This window comes from Anaerophilus nitritigenes, from assembly GCF_004138215.1.
GTDB classification, from domain to species: Bacteria; Bacillota; Clostridia; order Peptostreptococcales; family Thermotaleaceae; genus Anaerophilus; species Anaerophilus nitritogenes.
Window position 1 is genome coordinate 44,805 of sequence record NZ_RYYS01000043.1, and the last position, 21,199, is coordinate 66,003.

The window sequence follows — 21,199 nt, forward strand, 5'->3', positions numbered from 1 at the left end:
TACAATAATTAATTTAAATTAAAATACATATAAAGAAAGGATTATTTTATGAAATTTGAAGAATTAAATATTTCACAGGATTTAAAAAAGGCTATACAAGATATGGGATTTGAGGAAACTACACAAATTCAAGAAGAATCTATTCCTATTGCTATGCAAAACTTAGATATGATCGGTCAATCTAAAACTGGATCAGGAAAAACACTAGCATTTGCTATACCTGTCATTGAAAAAGTAAAAAGATCTTTAAAGCATCCTCAAGCCATTATATTGTGTCCTACAAGAGAATTAGCGGTTCAAGTCACAGAAGAATTTAGAAAACTTACAAAACATCTACACGATCTTCATGTCTTAGCAGTATTTGGTGGAGACTCTATTACGAATCAAATTAAAGCCTTAAAAAAAGGTGTTCAAATTGTAATAGGTACTCCCGGAAGAGTTATGGATCATATGAATCGTAAAACTATTAAGTTTGATGATATCCATACAGTTGTATTAGATGAAGCAGATGAAATGTTAAACATGGGCTTTCGAGAAGATATTGAATCTATTTTAGATCAAATACACAACGACAAACAAATGATATTGTTTTCTGCAACTATGCCAAAAGGCATTATTAAAATTGCACAAAAATATCAAAAAAACCCTAAACATATAAAAATTCAAAGCAAAGAACTTACTACGGATACAGTTGAACAATATTATCTAGACATCAAAGAAAAACATAAATTTGAAGTCTTGACTCGATTAATTGACCTTCATAATTCAAAATTATCTCTAATCTTTTGTAACACTAAAAAAAGAGTAGATGACGTTTCTGATATGTTAATGAGTCGTGGTTATTCTTGCGACAAAATTCATGGAGATATCAAACAAACACAAAGATTAAGTGTTCTTTCAAAATTTGATAGAGGTATGGTCAACATATTAGTAGCTACAGATGTAGCTGCTCGTGGAATAGATATTGATGATATTGAAATGGTATACAATTATGATATTCCTGAGAACGAAGAATATTATGTTCATAGAATTGGTAGAACAGGTAGAGCTGGTAGATCTGGTAAAGCTATTTCTTTAGTAAATCGTTCTGAACAAAGAAGAATTCATAATGTAATGCAGTATACAAAGAAAAAAATAAAAAAAGGCCATATACCTTCTATTGAAGATGTAAATTCAGCAAAAATAAGTACTTTCTTAGATAAAACAAAACAAATTATTGATAAAGAAAATCTTGATGCTTATATCAAAATTATTCAAGAAAATACAACTGATGATTATTCTCCTTTAAAAATCGCTGCTGCTTTATTAACTATGAATCTTTCTATTAAAGAAGGAGATGATCTAGAGATTTCTACTAAAGAAAAAAAAGCTTTTATAGGAGCTAAAGAAGGAATGGATCGATTATATATGAATGTAGGTAAAAGTCATCAAGTAAGAGTAGGTGATTTATTAGGTGCAATTACTGGAGAAACCAATATTCCTGGAAATGAAGTAGGTACAATAGATATGTTTGATAAATATTCTTTTGTAGAAATTCCTAGTCAATACACAAAGAACGTTATTAAAAAAATGAATCAAAAAAGAATCAAAGGAAGAAAAGTAAATATGGAACTTTCAAGTGGTAAAAAAAGATAAAAAAAGCTCTCTGGTATTTCCAGAGAGTTTTTTTATCTTTTTACAATTTTATTTTTATTCATAAAATTAGGAGGATTTTGTAACATTTTGAAGAATATTAATATAATTACTAATTTAAGGGGGCATACTTATGAATCAATTCCTTAGAAAACTAAAATTAAAACATAAACTCCTTTTAAATTTTATTATTGCTGGGCTCATTCCCATTTTATGTTTTAGTTTTTTTTCTTATGAAAAAGTAAAAAGTAATATAGAATCTGAAATCTTTCACAAAAATAGTATCTATTTTAATTTAACCTTATCTAAATTAAATAACTATTTTGAATCCACCCAAATAAATGCCCATATATTAGCAGCTACAAAAGATATTTACAAAGGTATTGATACTTTTAAAGAAAAAGAAAAAACCTCTTCTGAATGGCAATTGAATTATGAAAAATTAGACATACTTTTACAAGGAGCAAAAGAATCCTATGATTATGAAAAGATTTTTTTAACAGATAATCAAGGAATGATTATCTATGATAGTGAAAGAGTTGGAGAAGGAGCAGATATTTCTACACGTTCTTATATCACGAAAGCCTTTGAGCATAAACAAAATTGGTCTGAAATGTTTTATTCTGATATCAGTAATAGTAATAATTTTATATTATCTACACCTGTCTATAAAGATGGAACTTCTAAAGAACTTATAGGAACCCTTAATTTCTTAATGGGTCAGAAAATTTTAGATCAAATTGTTCATGAGGGTTTAGATAAAATGGGTAATAGTGCTGATTCCTATCTTATAAGAGAAGATGGTATGTTGCTTACAAATACTACTCTAGGTTCATATGCAAAAGATGCTGCTCTTAAGAAAAAAATTAAAACTACAGGAGCAAATGCTATTGCACAAATTATAAAAAATGGAAATATAGATAAAAATCATAACCAAATCTATAAAAACTACTTAGGAGATTCTGTATTAGGAACTCTAGGTATGGTAAAAATTGGAGATCAAAATTCTGGTTTAATTATTGAAATTAATCAAAAAGAAGCTTTTAATAAAGTAGCTACTTTAAGAAACTTTCTCTTAATTATTCTTTTATCTGTCATTTCATTTGGAAGTATCATAGCCATATATTTTGCATCTTCCATCTCTAAGGAGCTTAAAAAAAGTGTAGATTTTGTAACATCCTTTGGAGAAGGAAATTTAACAGATACTATTGAGGTAACTTCAAAGGATGAGTTAGGTGATTTGGCTCAAGCTATGAATAAAGCTGTTACCAATACAAATCAATTGATTAAAGAGGTCATTGAAAAAGCTAATGAATTAAGTGCTTCTAGTGAAGAGCTTTCTGCTACAACAGAGGAAATCTCAGCTCAAACACAAACTGTTAATCATATTACTCAAGAAATTGCCTGTGGGATGAATGATAGTAATACAGCCACTGAAAACATTGGTTTATCTGTTAAAGAAGTTGCTCATTCTTCAAAAGACCTTGCAAAAAAAGCTGAGGAAGGAACTATGGTACTAAAAAAAATTGAAAATAGAGCAAAATCACTAAAAAACAATGCAGAAAAATCTAAACATCTTACACAAGAGTTGTATAAAGAAAGACAAATAGGGATTTTAAAATCAATAGAAAAAAAAGAAATCGTTAATCAAATACAAGAAATGTCTAATGGTATTTCAGAAATTGCAGAACAAATTAATCTTTTATCTCTAAATGCTGCTATTGAAGCTGCAAGAGCGGGTGATGCAGGAAGAGGATTTGCAGTTGTTGCAGATGAAGTACGAAAATTAGCAGAAGCTTCTAGTCATACAGTATCTAACATTCAAAATGTAATCAAGGAAGTTCAAGAAGCTTTTGAAGATCTTTCTAATCATGCTTCTAATTTATTAAAATTTATTGATGACAAAGTCAATCCAGATTATGATACATTAGTAGAAGTAGGAGGACAATATATGAAAGATGCCTTCTATGTAAGTAATTTAGTAAATGAATTCACAAAAAATATTCATCAAATATCAGATTCTATGAAAAATATAAATACTTCCATAGAATCTGTATCACAGTCTACCAAACAGGCCTCTTCTGGATCTGAACATATTTCTACTAATATAGGTGAAGTGAGTCAAGCTATAGAAGAAGTAGCAAAAGTAACAGAAAGTCAAGCTACTTTAGCTCAAGAATTAAATGAAATGGTTCAAAAATTTAGAGTATAAAAAACAGGCATGTTTCTAAGAAACATGCCTGTTTTTTATTGTAATGCATTTTCTATTTTTGTAATATATTTTTTTATACCTTCATTATTAGGTACACCCTCATACCATATTTTAGTCGTTTTATGATAATCTCCAAAATATTTACTTTTCAAAATCAATTCTGGTCTATATTCAAAGTGTAGGATATCAAAATGTCCCCACTTTCCTCCCCAAATAAAATTATTGTTTTCAAAAATAGTAACAATCTCTTTTGGATAACTTAAAAGTCTTTTTTCTCCTTCTTTTCTAGTTGTCCATTTCCAATAATCTCTTTTATCTCTTGCAAGATCAATAGCAGTTCCAAATGAATGGGGACTCAATCTATAAGTTCCTAAAATAAGTCTATAATTAAAAGTACCACTAATTGGATATACAAAAGAATATATTTGTTTATTTTTTTCTATCAATTTTTCTATTTCGTCCATAGCCTCTTTTAAAGCTTTTGCTGCCTGATTATTTTTATTGAAAGGAAATTTTTGATATTTTGTTTGCACATTGATAATATTCTTTTCTACATCATCTTTTGTTTGTCCATATACTTCCTTCATCAAATCATAATGTCTTATACGCCCTGGATCAAAATTCTCCTCCATAAGATGATCGATCTGATCTATAGGATAAATTTCCTCCATCATATCTTGTAAATCACCATTGTCTATTTTTTCTGGGTAACTTTTTTTTCTTTTGTCATCGTAAAGTATTTTTTTTCCTGATTTCATAATTATATATACATTTTCATCTTTTTTTTCTATATTTATGATATATTCTGGATAAGCCATCATCAAACATAACAAATCTCTTTTCATATTTTCTTCATAATAAGTATCTTCTTGAGGATAAATCATATTTTTTGTATATGGCTGTAAAGAACATCCTATTAAAGTAACTATTCCTATCATCCAGCAAAAAACTATTTTTCTTAGCATATTATCCCTCACACTTATATCTAAACTCTAAGTTATTATATCAATAACCTATATTCTTATCCTTTGTATATTCTTTTAAAATATACAAAAAACTCAAAAGTTCTCTATTAAAGAGAACTTTTGAGTTTTATTCATGAACAGCAATATTAATATCTATAGGAATTTGATCTACTAACATTTGAACACATATAAACTGATCTACATTTACCTTTACTTCAAAATCCTTTCCATACATAAGAGTAGGAATTGATATATTTGTAGAAATATTCATATTTGAAAAATTGATACTGGCATTTGCAGTAAGCATATTAGATAACTCAGAAATAGCACTTTGGGCCATATCATCTAATTCTAAAACCGGAGCTCCCATCATCATCTTTGAGGCAATCTTTTTAGCATCTTCCAAATCTATATTGTAGATTACATTTCCCTTTAGATCTCCTACCACTCCTAAATTCATCATCACGCCAGAGCTTGTAAGACTAGAACTTTTAACACTTATATTATTTTTTTTAATTTCTTGAAATCCTATTTGAGGCATAACGTTTAAAAAAGCCTCAATAAATGGATTAATCCATCTTACATCCATTCTTCTTCACCCCTTTTAAATCCTATGTTTAAACATATTTCACCAAAATCAGTTTGTCCTACTATAGAATTAGTTTGAATATTAGATTTTGATAAATGAAGGGATTCTCCATGAAATATAGTAGGCGGTGCTACTCTCAAACCGAATATTTTATTTTTTTTATTAAGCATAGAACATGCATTTCCTGCAACAATATTTGCAAATTCTCCCACCATAGCTAATGCTTCATCTATACTTTTTACTTCTCTTTTTAAAGCTGTTTCTGTAATCTTTTTTCCTGTCTCATAAGATAAATCCATAACCATTCGTCCAGAACATTTTCCTATTATTCCTATAACTACAGAAATCCCTCTAGAATCATTTATTTCACTTAATTTTATACTCTCTTCATATATAGGAATTGTTTTTGCTATTCGATTTAAATTATTTGTTAAACTTTCTTTAAATAAATCACAATATATACCTTGCAACTCTTTTAATAAATTATCATCTGCCATTGCTCTTTTTATTACAATAGAAAGTTCCTCTGGATCAGCCGGTTTTTGTACATATCCTGCTACTTTGTTTTCTTTTGCCTTTTTTACAATTTCATCATCTTTCATTGAACTTACAATAATCACTTTTATATTTTCATCTATCTGATGAATAGCTCTTGTACATTCTAATCCATCTGTTCCTGGAATCGTCATATCCATAGTCACTACATCTGGTTTTTTTTCCTTAACAACTTTTATAGTTTCCTCTAAAGAGCTTGCTTCTCCAATTACTTCAAATTCCTGTTCCTCAAGTAAATCTTTTAGAATACTAATCGAAAACGGGGAATCATCTACAATTACAATTTTTATTTTTTCCATATTTTCACTCCTCTATGCATCATTTTGTTGTATGTTTTATATATCCCAATACTATCCTCTTTAATCTTTGCTTTTTAACATTTGTTTACTGATTTTATATCTTTATATTTTTTACTGGTTACTATTTAATATATTTTAACAAAATTTTTATTTTAAAACATAAAATTATATTTTCATCATGCATATATTTATATATTTTCTATTATAATTTTTCATTGTTTTGTATATCAAAATTCTTTTAAAAACAAATTTTATATACCTTAAAAATCTTATTAAGTGGCTAATCTATTGGAATTTTCAACACTAACATTTTCTTATAATAATAAATCCATAATCATATATTCATCATCATTCTTATTTTTTGTATTTTTATAAAAGTTTTTTAAATAATATTTCTAACCAATTGCCAAAATCAAATATTAGAAAAGCATCTACTATATATTGGTAGATGCTTTTCTAATATTTATATCTATATCCAGTTTTTAATTTTATTCATAATACCTTGTAACATATCTAGAATCTTAGCCAAAAGAGATTTTGCTTCTTCATTTTGAGAAATCACTTGTGATAACTTTCCTCTTATATCTTTTAATTGATTGGATATTTCTTTCATATTTAAATCTAATTTACTAATCTGATTCATTACATCTATAATCTTTTGAATCTGTTCTTCTGATAAATTTACATCATTATGTTTTGCAACTTTTTGTATAATGGTTCTAATATCATCGGGAGTTTTTACATTATTACTTATTACTTCTTTTTTTACTTGCTGCATAAGATCTACAGCTTTATCTTTTCCAAATTGATCTCCTAACTCTCCTGTTGTAATAATTTCTTTATTGGCTGCATTTTTTGCATCTTGACTTAATTCTTTTCCCGTTGCTTTTTCAAAACCTTTCATAATTCCTGTTAATGCTGCAGTACCTGATACTTTAAAAGGTGCAGATGCTTTGACCTCTACATCTTTTATTCCTGCTGTAGTTAGAGAATTTGCAATCATTTCTTCTGTTACCCAAGTCAAATTTGCAATTGACACCTTTATTCCTAATCCTTCTTCTAGAGGTTTCACATACGCACAAGATATAGATCTATTGCCAATTTTGGATAAGGAGACAATATCTTTTAAATATTGTCTTTCTTCTTCATTCGTTACATATATGATTTGTCCATCTCCATCTTCTATACCAAATTCTTTGAGCATAGTATTTTGTTGTTCCTGAGTCAAATCAGCACCTAATGTTACTACCTTAAAACTATCTGCATATGAAACTGAAGTCATTAAAAATAAAATCATCCATAATAAAACAAACTTTTTCTTCATCATCATTCCTCCTTAACTTTTCTACTTTGTAAATTTTACGAATTATTTCATATAAAATAATTATAGTCTTATTCATCTTCACTTATACTTTATCCACTAAAAATTCATTGACTCCTCCCTTTAAAAACAAAATCATTTTACTCTAGCAAAAGGATTATATCATATGTTTTCTCTTATGCCAATAGAAGGGGAAAAGACAGCTAATCAGCTGTCTTTTCCCCTTCTATTTTACTTTTTTATTGTTAACAATCTACTCGATCTGCCGCCTTTAATATATAAGAAATAATATGTTCCTTTAATTCGTCTTCAGCACATATCATATAAGGTGACATAGGATAAGCTTTTATAGCTGCTATAGGTTCTTTATAACTTGTTACTCTAAAGTTACTAGTAAAACTTAAGGCAGGTCCATTTTCTTCAAATAGTATTTTTTGTAACTCGTTTACTACTTTAAATTGATACTCATTATATTTAACAAGAGATTCTTTATAACTTGGATCTTTAAACTCCTTATCATACTGCTCCTTGGCAAATTGTTCACTTCCTAATATCTTTTTTAAGCTTTTTGGATACACTCTAAACAAAGTCACCAATCCATGATCTTTATAATTGACACATACCATAGAAGATTCATTTTCTATAACTTTGCGTAAAGACTTTTCTGATTCTATTAGATTTCCTAAAATAGCCCTATACCCTTCTAGTCCAAAATACTTTAAGTTACACCAGGCTCCCAAAGCATAATTTCCTCCTCTTGAGCATTCTAAGGTATACTCCCCTGGTGTATAAGCACTAAATTGATATAAATACGCCATTTGGTTTCTATCTCTAGTCACAAGATCTAATAAATTATGATCTTTTAAACAAATCATACTTGAATTATAAGATGTAAATCCTGTTTTATGAAAATCTATTCCTATAGCATCTGCAAGATATAAATATTTTATTTTCTCTCTACATTCTTCTATGGCTTTTAAAGTATCTTTTGAAAACTCCATATCATTTTCTTTAAAATCATACGAATTAAATACACTCCATGCCCATCCTATTACTGCATCTGCATAAATAAAAGGTCTATTTTTTAGGTTGTGTTTTTTTACAAATTTATCACATATTTCCGCAATACCCTTTAGATCATCTATCCCAAAAGCATCTGTAGTTCCCATAGTTGCAACAATCATAGCAATAGGTTTACCTTCTTCATAGCACCTTTCCATTACTTGTTCTAAATGATCAAGATTCATAGAACTATCTTCCTGAATATCTATAGCCCTTACATTATTCATCCCTAAGCCTGTCCAATCCGTACAATTCTTTACAGCGTAATGACCCACCTTTGATACTAAAATTTGAGGATCTTTTCGAATTCCCTCCCATCTACTTTCTTTTCCAAGACATTTGGTTAGAGCCAATTTGGTGGCAAATAAATAAGCACCTGTTCCTCCAAAGGTAAAATGTCCTATAGACTGACTAGTATCATACCCTACAAGGTCTGAAATCATTCCTACGACTTCTACCTCTAAAGCTGCTATATTTCCTGAATATTCTTCTTCTACTAAATTAGGGTTAAACATAGCTCCCATTAAATTCCCCATTACAGATGGAATAGCAGCAGGTGGTGTTACATTGAACATAGCTTTTGGATGTACCCAATTAAACATACCATTAAAGTAAGAAGCTACCTCCTTCATAACTTCTTTTATTGAAGTAGACTCTTCTGGCATTTTTGCTTTTTCCTGTACTGTCAAAATATCATTTTTATCTTTGATAATATATTTAGATTCTCCTAAAAAACACTTTTGTTCTTCTTTATCTCCTTTTAACGAATTAATATTGTATAGTGTTTCTCTAACAATCTCTTTAAACTCCTTTTCTTTGTGCTCCTCTTGCCATGGAGCCAAAAACGCTGGTTGTACTTTTTCTTGTAAGATTTTTTTCCACTTTTGTCTTTCATTTTTTTCTCTCATCTTTATCCCCACTTTCTAAAAAAGTTAGTAACTTTATAGCATTTTTAATATCTAATATTTATGTAAAATAATTCCGTTCCAAGATATATTATAGTATATTTCTACTAATTAATCCATTTTATAGTATATTTTTCCCTGATTATTTTAAAAATAAGATGGCTATTTTCTTTTTATACAACTTTCATCTATACATATAATCTAATGCTCCATCTATATAAAAATACAGCTAGAATAAAAATTCTAGCTGCATTTTATTTTTGAAATCTTAATATCCTCATAGAATTAAGTATTGCAATGATAGATACTCCTACATCAGCAAAAACTGCTTCCCACATATTAGCAATTCCAAATGCTCCCAATCCTAATACCAATGCCTTAACCCCTAATGCAAATATAATATTTTGAATTACTATTCGTTTTGTTCTTTTTGATATTTTTATTGCGGTAGCAATTTTTGAGGGTTCATCTGTCATAATCACTACATCTGCAGCTTCAATGGCTGCATCTGATCCTAATCCTCCCATAGCAATTCCTATATCTGCTCTTGCCAAAACTGGAGCATCATTGATTCCATCCCCTACAAATACAATATTTTTCCCATATGTTTTTTGTTGATCCATATTTTCAAGCTTTTCTACTTTTTCATGGGGTAATAATTCCGAATACACTTTATCTACTTTTAACTCTTTTGCTACTTTATTTGCTATTTTTTCATTATCTCCCGTTAACATAACTATATTTTTCACTTGATTGTTTTTTAAACTTTTAATAGCTTCTATACTATCTTCTTTTATTGTATCTTCAATAACTATACTTCCTGCATAAACTTCATCTATGGCTATATATAATATAGTTCCTACATCATCCATTTCTTCAAATTTTATTTTTTTATGATACATGAGCTTATTATTACCTACTAAAACTTTTTTGCCTTCTACTTCGACTACTATTCCATATCCAGAAATCTCCTCATACCCATTGATTTGATCTTTATTAATTTTATCTTTGTACTCTTTAATAATTGAAATAGCGATAGGATGATTAGAATAACTTTCTGCATACGCTGCATATTTTAAAACTTCATCTTTATTAAATCCATTTGTTGCATCTATTTGTGTCACATGAAATATTCCTTGGGTAAGTGTTCCTGTTTTATCAAATACCACTGTTTCTACATTATTAAGTGCTTCTAAATAGTTACTACCCTTAATTAAAATACCATACTTAGAAGCAGTTCCGATTCCACCAAAAAATCCCAATGGAATAGATATAACAAGAGCACATGGACAAGAAATAACTAAAAATATAGAGGCTCTATATAACCACTCTACAACAGTTGCCCCCTCTATAAAAATTGGAGGTATAATAGCCAACATAGCTGCTATGATTACTACAGCTGGAGTATAATATTTTGCAAATTTTGTGATAAAATTCTCAGCTTTCGCTTTACGACTACTTGCATTTTCTACAAGCTCTAGTATTTTAGAAACTGTAGATTCTCCAAACTCTTTACTTACTTTTATACAAATAACACCCCTTTGATTGATAAATCCACTTAAAACAGTTTCTCCTTCTTCTACATGACGAGGCATAGATTCTCCTGTAAGTGCGGAAGTGTCTACCATTGATTTTCCTTCTACAATCACTCCATCTAATGGAACTTTTTCTCCTGGCTTCACAACAATCATTTCATTAACTAATACTTCTTCCGGCGATACTTTAGTCAATTGTCCATCTCTTTTGACATTTGCAAAATCAGGTCTAATATCCATTAATGATGTAATAGATTTACGAGATTTATTTACTGCTATATCTTGGAATAATTCTCCTACTTGATAAAACAGCATAACTGCTACCCCTTCTGGAAACTCCCTAGTAGCAAATGCTCCAAAAGTTGCAATAGTCATTAAAAAATTTTCATCAAATACTTGCCCACGCATAATGTTTTTTAAAGCTCTTAAAACAACTTCCCCTCCTACAATGATATAAGCACTTAAAAATATTGCTAATTCTACATTTCCTTTAAAATTTCCAATAAGTCCAACAGTAAATATTGCCCCACTTACTAAAAGCTTTAAAATTGTTTTTTTCGTATCTCCATCTCCATGACTGTGTCCATGCTCATCATTATGTTCATGGTGCTCATGATAACAATCACAATGATTATGTGTATGGTGTTTATGATGATGATCATGTTCACCACAACAGCTTATTTCTTTTGGTGAAATCTTCAAATTCGTTTTATCTACTTTTTTCTTTACCACCACATGCGGTTCTAATTTGTGAACAATATCCTTTATTTCTTCCTCAATTTTGTCTAAATCCCTATCCTCTTTACATGTAAGTATCAAAGTTTTCGTCATAAAATTTACAGTTGCTTTTTCTATATGTTCTATTTTTTGAATCTTATCTTCTATTTTCGACGCACAATGAGCACAATCAAGATTTTCAAGCATCCATTGCATTTTACTCATAAAATTCCCTCCTTTTTCATGTCTGAATATATGATTATTTGTTCATTCTTTGTTCAAAGTGATATTCATGCTTATTCTTAACATAATCAATGTTACTATTATGTATAATCATACTTCTAACAAATATGAATAACTGTTCATATATTATATTGTTATTATATGCCCTCATTTTATGTATGTCAATACTATATGTGAAAATATATTCATATGTTAGTACATTCTATATTTTTTATTTTTTTGTATATTGAGAACAAAAAAACTGCAAACAAAATATTTTGTCTACAGTTTTTTATTATTTTTATGTCTTTTTAAAAAAAATCATGGACTTATCCACAATTTTATTAAATATACAATTGTTTTTTATCTTCTTTCATTAATATGTACTAAACCTTGATCAAATATTTTTTGAACATGTTCATCATCTAAAGAATAATATACTACTTTTCCATCTTTTCTATTTTTTACAAGTCTTGCTTGTTTTAAAACACGTAATTGATGAGATATAGCAGATTGAGTCATATTTAGTAAACTAGCGATATCACATACACACATTTCTGATGAAAACAAGGCACAAATGATCTTTATTCTTGTAGAATCACCAAATACTTTAAAAAACTCTGCTAAATCATTTAATTTCTCCTCACAAGTCATTTCCTCTTTCACTTTTTCTATAACATCTTCATGAATAACATTGCAATCACATTTTTCAAAATCAATATTATTTTCAGCCATACATAATTCCTCCTTATTGTAACTGTTTCATCCACAATGTTATTATACACTTATCTTATATTTTGTGAAATTATGAACAATTATTCAGATATAATAATGATATTATATTTCTTGTTATAAAAAATGTCAATAAATCCTAAATAAAATAGACAGTTTAATCACTCTACTGTCCATTTTATTTTAATGAAATATTCCTAAAAATCCAGATGCTAAAACTATGATTGCAAAAATCATTCTATATATGGCAAATATCTTCATTGGTCTTTTCTTTAGATATGCAATAAACTTTCCAATAACGATTAAAGCTACTATAAAAGAAACTATAAACCCTACCGCCAAAGAAATAATTTCTTCAAATGTAAGAATGAATAATCCACCCATTTTAACAAGCTTTAAAAAACTCATTCCTACCATAACAGGAATAGCTAAAAAAAATGAAAATTCAGCTGCTGCAACCGTAGAAAGGCCTGATACCCATCCCCCTATAATGGTAGATGCGGAACGTGACATACCTGGAATAATGGCTAAACATTGAAATAAACCTACAATCCATGCTTGTTTTACTGTAACTCTTAACTCTCTTCCTATGTGCCTATTTCTTCTAAATTTCTTTTCAGCATAAATCATCCATATACCACCAAAAAATAAAGTGATAGCTACAGATATAGGTGAAAATAAATACTCCTCTGCTAAATCATCTAATAATATACCAAAGATTCCCCCAGGAATACAAGCAATAAAAATCATAAACCAAAATCTAAAACCTGATTTTTCATAACCAACTTTTTGTGGAAAAAAATTTATAAGAGTATCTTTTATTTTGTCCCAATAAAGAATTACTACAGCAAGTATAGCCCCTAGTTGTATTACATATGTATACATCTCAACATAATTTGCACTTGTTCCTTTAAAACCTATTAAATTTTGAAAAATCACAAGATGTCCTGTAGATGAAACAGGTAAAAATTCTGTTAACCCTTCTACAATTCCTAAGATCATAGATTGAATAATCAAAGATATCATTTCCATATTTAAAAATATCCTCCCTTTAAAATAAAGCCTCTATTTTTACATCCAATAAATATACCCAATCTATTATACTATATTTAAAGAAAATAACAAAAGCATCCTTTAAACAAAATCTTCATTTTTTTAAGTACATCATTTACTATGTATAAAAGAAAGAATGATATAGTCATCCTATACCATTTTTTCTTTATTTTATATACTTAACAGATTTGCTTTGTGTAAATAGCTCAACTCCAATAAATCCATCATTTATCAAATTTTGTTGTGTTTCAAGATCTTCTAAAGGTACTGTTACACTTTGAGTGTAGTCTATATCTATTATAGATTCTAAATCTTTGTGAAGAATAAATCTCCATAAACCATCATTTGTATCTTTTCCTGTTTGATATTTTTGTTTTAATGCTTTAATTTTAAGTCCATTTTGCATAGTATTCAAAAGACTAAATAAATTAAACGGAGAAATAGTAGTTAATAGATGTCTATAGCCTAGTTCCTTTAGTAAAGGTATCGCTCCTTGAAATGTAATTCTTTGTAAGTTATTTCCTCTATAATCAGGATGAACAAGAGTCCTTTCTAATTGAGCTACTTTCACTAGCTCATTTTCAGGTAGTTGAATATCTTTTCCTAAGTTACGATCTGATAATCCAGGAAAAGATATATGACGATACGCAATTAACTCATCCTCTTTATTAAAAATACCAATGATTTTAGCTCCTAATTTCATATCCTCTATCATATCTTCATATGAAACGATATACAAAATTTGCTTATCTGTTAATAGATCATAAACAAAATTTTGAAATGATACTACTTTTTCTAATTCTTCTAATTTTATTAATCTCATTATATATGGATGGTTTGTAGTATTGTTACCATTGTATTTTGCCAATATTCCTCTTTTCAACTCCATACATATATACCTCCTTTCATTTAAAACAAACTTATCTCATTATTTATATTTGTTTCACAAGTTTGTTCTCTTATTATACATGATGCAACTTTCATTAATCAATAGAGTTGTATGATTTTTTTTTATAAATATAAATATTTATAAAATTAAAAATCCCTTGTTATTTTTAACATAACAAGGGGTCTTTTATCCATTTACAAATCTATTTACTTTTTCAGATATATTTGCTGCATTTCCTACATAAAAAACAATATCATTAGGATAAAAAATTAATTTAGGTCCAGGTGAAAGATAAAGATGTCCGCATCTATGAATTCCTATAATCGTCGCACCTGTATATTCCCAAAACTTTACTTCTCCAATAGATTTTCCTACTATATGACTATTCTTAGATATTTTTAGTTCTAAAGGATAAATAATTCCGATATTTCTTAAAATCATTGCTTGTTCAATAATATCATCTAATCGATTCACAATGGTTTCTTCAATAATGTTTTTTTCTTCTATAAGATTTGTAATATCTTCTCTAAGAGTTAATATTCTATCTTTGGTTTTGTACTCTTTAATAAAAGTATTAGCTGCCTCTTTAGACTGAATTAATATTCCTTTTTTATCTATTACTGATACTACTTTAAGTTCTTCTAGGAGTTTTAGTGCCCTTCTAATGGTCTCAGGTGAAACACTATACTTTCCAGCTAAGGTTGATCTACCCTTAACCATATCTCCAACTTTCCATTCATCATTATAGATACTATATGCTATATCTAGTGCTATTTTTTCATACTTTGCAATAGATTTACATTGACTATCTTTAGATTTACTCATTTTTTTCACCTACCATTATTAATTTGGATCTTAGTTATTACTATATTTACTGCATGTTCATAAATATATACATCCATCTACCTATTTTTTATTCTACAAATCTATCTCATTTTCCTTTTTCTCAGCCTATAAAAAACACACTCCATCACTTTCAGAGTAGTTTATACTAAAATATCTAATTTTCAATACTTGTTTCTTTTAATCCATTGATCTTTTTATTAATTTCTACTCCAAATATTTATCAACCAATACCTCCATAAAATATACCAAGAATATATACAACAATTGTCAGTCCACAGAATATATACTTACTCATAGGCTCAAACCATGGTCCAATCTTTTTTCTTCGTCCTAATTGTACCTGTTCTCTAGCAAATTCAGATCCACACACCCAAAAGAATATAATTCCTGCTAATAATGCTCCTAAAGGAATTACATAAATAGATACTATATCCATCCAAAGCCCTAACTTATCTCCACTTTCAATCATCAATCCAACAAAAAAACTAATAGCTGCAATAATTGTTACTGAAGCTTTTCTTGAAAGCTTAAATCTATGCTGTAATGATTCAATAGGTGTTTCAAATAAATTCATAAGTGAACTTATACCTGCAAACAATACTGCTATAAAAAATACAATTGAGAATAATTGGCCCATAGGCATCATTTTAAATACTTTTGGCATAATCACAAACATAAGGGGTGGCCCTGCTGCTGGATTCATACCAAATACAAACACAGATGGTATAATAACTAATGCTGCCAATATAGCCGCAAAAGTATCAAAAAAAGCAACATTTTTTGCACAATCTACAATATCTTCTGTTTTCTTTAAATAACTACCATAAACAATTGTTCCAGAACCTGCTAATGAAAGAGAAAAAAAAGCCTGTCCTAAAGCAAAAATCCATGTTTTAGGCTCCTTCAAAAACTCCCATTTAGGTACAAACAAATATCTATACCCTTCTATTGCACCTGATAAAGTTGCTACACGAACAGCTAGAATAAGAAATAGTACAAAGAAAGCAGGCATCATAATTTTATTGGCCTTTTCAATCCCTTTAGATACTCCCATAAGCATAACCATAAAAGTTAGAGCCAAACCAGTAAAATGCCACCCTACACTTCCAAATTCACCAGCAATTTCTACAAAGTAAGCACTACTATCTGCTGTTGATATCACAGCTCCTGTGATGGAACCTATGGTAAATCTAAGAATCCAGCCTACAACAACTGCATATCCAATAGCAATCGACAATGAACCAATTACTGGAATAAGTCCTAATAAATATCCTTTTTTTATATCTTTTCTTTCTAATGCTCGTTGAAAAGCTCCTAATGGACCTGTGCCCATTGCTCTTCCAAAAGACATCTCTCCAATTACACCTGTAATACCAATAACAATTACAAATAAAAAATATGGAACTAAAAAAGCTGCACCTCCAAATTGACCTACCCGATAGGGAAATAACCAAATATTCCCCATTCCTACTGCTGAACCAATACACGCTAAAATAAATCCAATTTTAGAATGAAATGTGTCACGGCTAGGTGCTTTTATATTATTTTCAATATTTTCCAATTGGTTGTTAGCCATATATTCACCTCTTTATATTAATTTTTTACTTTTCTAAAATATAACGATTATCTACACGATTCCATACCATTCTACTCATATTTATGATTGTATCTTTTTTAATGATCATTGTAAATATATCCTTACAACTTAATAAATATTTAAGGATTTCTTTTATAATCATGTTCCTATAAAAACTACTAAAAGATGCTACTCCTTACTTTTTTCAGGAGTAGCATCTTATATATATGATATAAAATAATTAAATTTCAAAAGATATACATTTTTAAGCAAATGCAGTGATATGCTCTACATTTATTTTTTTGTTGTTTTGTAATTCATTCAGCTTATTGATACCCTCTTCATAAGTATTTACTATATCTTTAGACCCTTGGTCTACTACTTTTTTAATCTCTGATGCCGAATTTTTTAAAGTATCCATAACATTTGTGCTTGTCTCTTTAATCTCAACTGCTACATTTTTAGCTGTATTTATTACTTCTTTCCCTACAGATACAATTGATTGTTGAATTGTTTGTATTTCAGATGATGAATTTTTAATTGTATCTACTATTTTATCATAATTCTTTTTTATATCTGTATATCCTGTAGAAAGGGTATTCGGTATTTTACTAATGGGTTCTTTTAAATCATCTATTCCATTTTTGATAGCATATATAGTGTTTGCTCCCTTTCCTATTACTCCCATAGTAGGATCATTTAATCCACTTTTTATTTGATTGACTGTACGTCCAATAATAAATGCTGATGTTGTAATATCCTTGCCTACTGAAACTGCTGTCTGAACAGTTGTTTTAACAATAGATTCAGCACAATTTTTCATCTCCAATGCTGCTTCCTTTAAATCTGATGCTGTAGTGGTCACTTGTTTTACTGTACTTGCTATAGAAGATGCTGTGTGTGTAATCTTATTTTTTACAGATTCAGAAGTAGCTTTCATACTCTCACTTACTGAATGCATCGTATCCTTAGCAATATCTACTACTGAAGTTACTATACTTTTAACACTTTCTCCTATAGATATGGCTGTGTTCCCAACAGTTTTTACTTTGTCTAATGTAAATGAGAGGGATTCATATGCTGATTTTATAGAATCTCTTATAGAACTTTTTGTAGCTCTATTGTCTTTTTTTTCAATATTTTGTAATTCATTCTTATTTCTAACATCTACAGCTTTAACATCCTTTTCAATTTCTTTTATCGTTTTATTTTCTACCTTCTTTTTATATTCACGCCCCTCTACATCCTTCATTTTAGTCATTTTACTAGGCTGAATAGCTGTCAAATGATTTATTGCACTATAATTTTTTATCATACTCCTCACTCCTTCTTTATTAATATATCATTTCACCTTTTGATGAATATGAACTTGTAGTTGATACATTAAATTTATCTTCTAGTATAAACGCTCCATCTATAAATAATTTAACTGCCCATATCCCATAAGGAATTTCTCTTGTCTTATTTTCTAAATCCATCCAAAACCACATCATAATGGGTTGATCATCTTTTGATGAATTAAATAAATTGTTTTCTGTAGTTTGAAATAATTTTCCTGTAGGAGTATACCATGCAGTTGTTACTGTATGTACTCCTGTTACATTACTAAATTCAAACCTCGTTACAACTTTTTTGTCTAATAAAATATTAAAATTTTTTTTATTAGATATTATATTTTCCTCACTGACCATAGATGTTATATGATAGGCTTTAATATGAGTAGTATATTGAGTATTATTATAAAGTCTTTGGTCTTGTTCATTGATTAAAATCATAGACCACAACTCTTCATGTTCATCTGGTACATAAATATTAGCTGTTGGATCATTAAGCTTTAATTCTCCATTTATTAAAAATTTATATTTATATTCTCCAGAAGAAAGATTGCAATTAAAATACCATCTATTATTTTTTTTTATCATTTTTCCTTTGTTCGTATCATAATTGTTAAAATCTCCTATAATAGATATGGAATGAATGGGAAAATATTCATTTTCTTCATATTCAAAATTTACTTTCATACGATACTCCTTTCATTCATCATAAATTTCTATATCTAAATATTATTATTCTATTATTATGTTATCGGCATCTTAATTGGATTGTTTATACATATATAGGAAATCATTGAATACTTTTATTTTTGTATCACTATTCGTAATAGTTTAAATTTGAAATTTCAAAAGCAACATCATGGTTTTTGCTTAATATTTTTTATTTACTAAATTTTTTAAATATTAAGTAATATTAATTTTTGTTAACACAGGTAAACCTTTTCCTTTTTATTTTTTCTATTATTTCATGAAAATGTTATAATTTCAACCCCTACAGCCTATTGATTTATAATATTTATTGTTTTATTATAAATATTTTGAATTTTTACATCTGTTCAAAATATGTTATACTATAATCATTAACAGTTTATTGCTACATGCCATTCATTTATACATCCATATCAGAAAGGAGGCCTCGCAATATTCGTTAAAATCTAAAAACTTTGTAATTGCATTCTTTGAAAAGTAAAAAACTTTAAAGAGGAGGACTTTTAACAATGATAGGATTTTTAAAATTATCCCCTGTTTTCTTAATGGCGGGACTTATGATGTCAGAAATGGATGCTTTATTAGCAGCTCCATTGTCTACTGTGTATGCAGCAATTATTGCTATTCTTACTGAAAAATTTAGTTTCCAAGACATAGTTGATTCTGCAGTGGAAAACGTTAAAGAGATGCAACTTGTATTCTTTATTTTAATGGCAGCTTATGCTATGGCAGAAGCCTTTATGTCTACTGGTGTAGGTGCAGCTATTATAAATATAGCTTTAAGCTTAGGTATGACTGCAAAAACAGTTGCTGTTACTGGATTTATTGTTACTTCTATTCTTTCTGTAGCAACTGGTACTTCTTGGGGAACATTTGCAGCTTGTGCACCCATCTTTTTATGGTTAAATCATATTGTTGGTGGAGATCTATTGCTAACTACTGCATCTATTGCAGGTGGTGCTTGCTTTGGAGATAATATAGGACTTATTTCAGATACTACAGTAGTAAGCTCAGGAATTCAAAAAGTAGAAGTAATTCATAGAATTAGGCACCAAGGAGTTTGGTCTGTTTTATGTCTTGTTGTAGCAGCTGTTTTAATCTTTGGTATTGGTATAACATTGGGACTTCCAAATACAGCTGGGAATGCTGCTGAAGCTATTAGTCAAATTCCACAACAAGTATGGGATAATTTAAATGAAGCTAGACCTGCTGCTGTTTCGCTTTTAAATCAAGTACAAGAAGGTGTTCCTACTTATATGGTTATTCCTTTATTAATTGTATTAGTTGTAGCTATTAAAGGACTTCCTACTCTTGCTTGTCTTGGTCTTGGAATTATAGCTTCTTTGATATTAGGTCTTGTTGCAGGAACTGTTGAAAATGTAAGTAGTTTCTTAGATCTTGTATATTCAGGTTTCGAAGGTGCTGGATCTTGGGTTATTGTTATGATGATGTGGGTAGGAGCTTTTGGTGGTATCATGGGTAAAATGAGAGCATTTACTCCAATCTCTAACTTAATTTCTAATATTGCTGGAAGTGTTAGACAACTTATGTTCTATAATGGTATACTTTCTATTGTAGGTAATGCTGCACTTTCAGATGAAATGGCTCAAATCGTTACGATTGGACCTATTATTAAATCTTTAACAGATGAAAACGTAGAGGCTAGTGAAGAAGATATGTACAAACTTCGTTTAAGAAATGCCACTTTTGGAGATGCTTTAGGAGTGTTTGGTTCTCAGCTTATTCCATGGCATGTATACATTGGATTCTATGTAGGTATCGCATCTGCTGTATATCCACTCCATGAGTTTGCTGCTTTTGATATTATAAGATACAATGTTATGGCTATGGTAGCTGTAGCTTCTATATTAATTCTTACTTTAACTGGTCTTGATAGATTGATTCCTATGTTTGGATTACCAGCTGAACCACAAGTAAGATTAAGAACAAAAGAAGAAAAAGAAAAGTTAAGAAAAACTGCTTAAGTCTAAAGCACCCATTTATGGGTGCTTTTTTAGCAAATCAAAGCAATCGATAGATATCTTGT

16 protein-coding genes are annotated in these 21,199 nt (G+C 29.0%); 3 read left to right on the forward strand and 13 right to left on the reverse strand.

What is annotated here, in order from left to right:
- Positions 1-48: 48 nt before the first annotated feature.
- Together EK368_RS07085 and EK368_RS07090 are read left to right on the forward strand one after the other, a co-directional pair.
- Complete coding sequence (locus EK368_RS07085; protein ID WP_129597888.1) at positions 49-1,635, forward strand: DEAD/DEAH box helicase; 1,587 nt, start codon at positions 49-51, stop codon at positions 1,633-1,635.
- 130 nt (positions 1,636-1,765) lie between these two features.
- Positions 1,766-3,844, forward strand: a complete 2,079-nt coding sequence (locus tag EK368_RS07090) for a methyl-accepting chemotaxis protein (RefSeq protein WP_129597890.1) — start codon at positions 1,766-1,768, stop codon at positions 3,842-3,844.
- A gap of 35 nt (positions 3,845-3,879) precedes the next feature.
- Here the strand turns inward: EK368_RS07090 and EK368_RS07095 are convergent, their stop codons facing one another.
- From EK368_RS07095 to EK368_RS07155, 13 genes are all read right to left on the reverse strand, one after another.
- Positions 3,880-4,809, reverse strand: a complete 930-nt coding sequence (locus EK368_RS07095) for a M15 family metallopeptidase (protein ID WP_129597891.1) — start codon at positions 4,807-4,809, stop codon at positions 3,880-3,882.
- A 127-nt stretch (positions 4,810-4,936) separates the two neighbouring features.
- A complete protein-coding gene (locus EK368_RS07100) occupies positions 4,937-5,398 on the reverse strand; it encodes a chemotaxis protein CheX (protein ID WP_129597893.1) in 462 nt (153 codons plus the stop codon).
- Positions 5,389-6,252 (reverse strand): response regulator, encoded by an 864-nt coding sequence (locus tag EK368_RS07105; protein ID WP_129597895.1) that lies wholly within the window; start codon positions 6,250-6,252, stop codon positions 5,389-5,391. Before EK368_RS07105 ends, EK368_RS07100 begins: the two co-directional genes overlap by 10 nt.
- Before the next feature lie 469 nt (positions 6,253-6,721).
- Positions 6,722-7,576 (reverse strand): DUF1002 domain-containing protein, encoded by an 855-nt coding sequence (locus EK368_RS07110; protein ID WP_165000359.1) that lies wholly within the window; start codon positions 7,574-7,576, stop codon positions 6,722-6,724.
- Between the two features lie 242 nt (positions 7,577-7,818).
- Complete coding sequence (locus tag EK368_RS07115; RefSeq protein ID WP_129597899.1) at positions 7,819-9,543, reverse strand: pyridoxal phosphate-dependent decarboxylase family protein; 1,725 nt, start codon at positions 9,541-9,543, stop codon at positions 7,819-7,821.
- Positions 9,544-9,794: 251 nt separating this feature from the next.
- Complete coding sequence (locus EK368_RS07120; RefSeq protein ID WP_129597901.1) at positions 9,795-12,017, reverse strand: heavy metal translocating P-type ATPase; 2,223 nt, start codon at positions 12,015-12,017, stop codon at positions 9,795-9,797.
- 360 nt (positions 12,018-12,377) lie between these two features.
- Positions 12,378-12,749: an ArsR/SmtB family transcription factor gene (locus EK368_RS07125; RefSeq protein ID WP_129597902.1), complete on the reverse strand. Its 372-nt coding sequence runs from the start codon at positions 12,747-12,749 to the stop codon at positions 12,378-12,380.
- A 180-nt stretch (positions 12,750-12,929) separates the two neighbouring features.
- The gene (locus EK368_RS07130; RefSeq protein WP_129597904.1) at positions 12,930-13,778 is read right to left on the reverse strand and encodes an undecaprenyl-diphosphate phosphatase; all 849 of its coding nucleotides are present in this window, start codon (positions 13,776-13,778) and stop codon (positions 12,930-12,932) included.
- A gap of 187 nt (positions 13,779-13,965) precedes the next feature.
- A complete protein-coding gene (locus tag EK368_RS07135) occupies positions 13,966-14,688 on the reverse strand; it encodes a hypothetical protein (RefSeq protein WP_129597906.1) in 723 nt (240 codons plus the stop codon).
- A gap of 186 nt (positions 14,689-14,874) precedes the next feature.
- Complete coding sequence (locus tag EK368_RS07140) at positions 14,875-15,513, reverse strand: GntR family transcriptional regulator (protein WP_129597908.1); 639 nt, start codon at positions 15,511-15,513, stop codon at positions 14,875-14,877.
- 241 nt (positions 15,514-15,754) lie between these two features.
- A complete protein-coding gene (locus EK368_RS07145) occupies positions 15,755-17,110 on the reverse strand; it encodes a sodium-dependent transporter (RefSeq protein ID WP_129597910.1) in 1,356 nt (451 codons plus the stop codon).
- Positions 17,111-17,375: 265 nt separating this feature from the next.
- Positions 17,376-18,425, reverse strand: coding sequence for a hypothetical protein (locus tag EK368_RS07150; RefSeq protein WP_129597912.1), 1,050 nt, complete (start codon positions 18,423-18,425; stop codon positions 17,376-17,378).
- Between the two features lie 19 nt (positions 18,426-18,444).
- On the reverse strand, positions 18,445-19,131 hold the full coding sequence (locus tag EK368_RS07155) for an early set domain-containing protein (protein ID WP_129597915.1): 687 nt from the start codon (positions 19,129-19,131) through the stop codon (positions 18,445-18,447).
- 530 nt (positions 19,132-19,661) lie between these two features.
- Here EK368_RS07155 and EK368_RS07160 point away from each other — a divergent pair.
- Complete coding sequence (locus tag EK368_RS07160) at positions 19,662-21,137, forward strand: Na+/H+ antiporter NhaC family protein (RefSeq protein ID WP_129597916.1); 1,476 nt, start codon at positions 19,662-19,664, stop codon at positions 21,135-21,137.
- Positions 21,138-21,199 lie beyond the last annotated feature (62 nt).

Coding starts and splice junctions, on each gene's coding strand:
- EK368_RS07085 (WP_129597888.1), top strand. CDS start 49: ATGAAATTTGAAGAATTAAATATTTCACAGGATTTAAAAAAGGCTATA.
- EK368_RS07090 (WP_129597890.1), top strand. CDS start 1,766: ATGAATCAATTCCTTAGAAAACTAAAATTAAAACATAAACTCCTTTTA.
- EK368_RS07095 (WP_129597891.1), bottom strand. CDS start 4,809: ATGCTAAGAAAAATAGTTTTTTGCTGGATGATAGGAATAGTTACTTTA.
- EK368_RS07100 (WP_129597893.1), bottom strand. CDS start 5,398: ATGGATGTAAGATGGATTAATCCATTTATTGAGGCTTTTTTAAACGTT.
- EK368_RS07105 (WP_129597895.1), bottom strand. CDS start 6,252: ATGGAAAAAATAAAAATTGTAATTGTAGATGATTCCCCGTTTTCGATT.
- EK368_RS07110 (WP_165000359.1), bottom strand. CDS start 7,576: ATGAAGAAAAAGTTTGTTTTATTATGGATGATTTTATTTTTAATGACT.
- EK368_RS07115 (WP_129597899.1), bottom strand. CDS start 9,543: ATGAGAGAAAAAAATGAAAGACAAAAGTGGAAAAAAATCTTACAAGAA.
- EK368_RS07120 (WP_129597901.1), bottom strand. CDS start 12,017: ATGAGTAAAATGCAATGGATGCTTGAAAATCTTGATTGTGCTCATTGT.
- EK368_RS07125 (WP_129597902.1), bottom strand. CDS start 12,749: ATGGCTGAAAATAATATTGATTTTGAAAAATGTGATTGCAATGTTATT.
- EK368_RS07130 (WP_129597904.1), bottom strand. CDS start 13,778: ATGGAAATGATATCTTTGATTATTCAATCTATGATCTTAGGAATTGTA.
- EK368_RS07135 (WP_129597906.1), bottom strand. CDS start 14,688: ATGGAGTTGAAAAGAGGAATATTGGCAAAATACAATGGTAACAATACT.
- EK368_RS07140 (WP_129597908.1), bottom strand. CDS start 15,513: ATGAGTAAATCTAAAGATAGTCAATGTAAATCTATTGCAAAGTATGAA.
- EK368_RS07145 (WP_129597910.1), bottom strand. CDS start 17,110: ATGGCTAACAACCAATTGGAAAATATTGAAAATAATATAAAAGCACCT.
- EK368_RS07150 (WP_129597912.1), bottom strand. CDS start 18,425: ATGATAAAAAATTATAGTGCAATAAATCATTTGACAGCTATTCAGCCT.
- EK368_RS07155 (WP_129597915.1), bottom strand. CDS start 19,131: ATGAAAGTAAATTTTGAATATGAAGAAAATGAATATTTTCCCATTCAT.
- EK368_RS07160 (WP_129597916.1), top strand. CDS start 19,662: ATGATAGGATTTTTAAAATTATCCCCTGTTTTCTTAATGGCGGGACTT.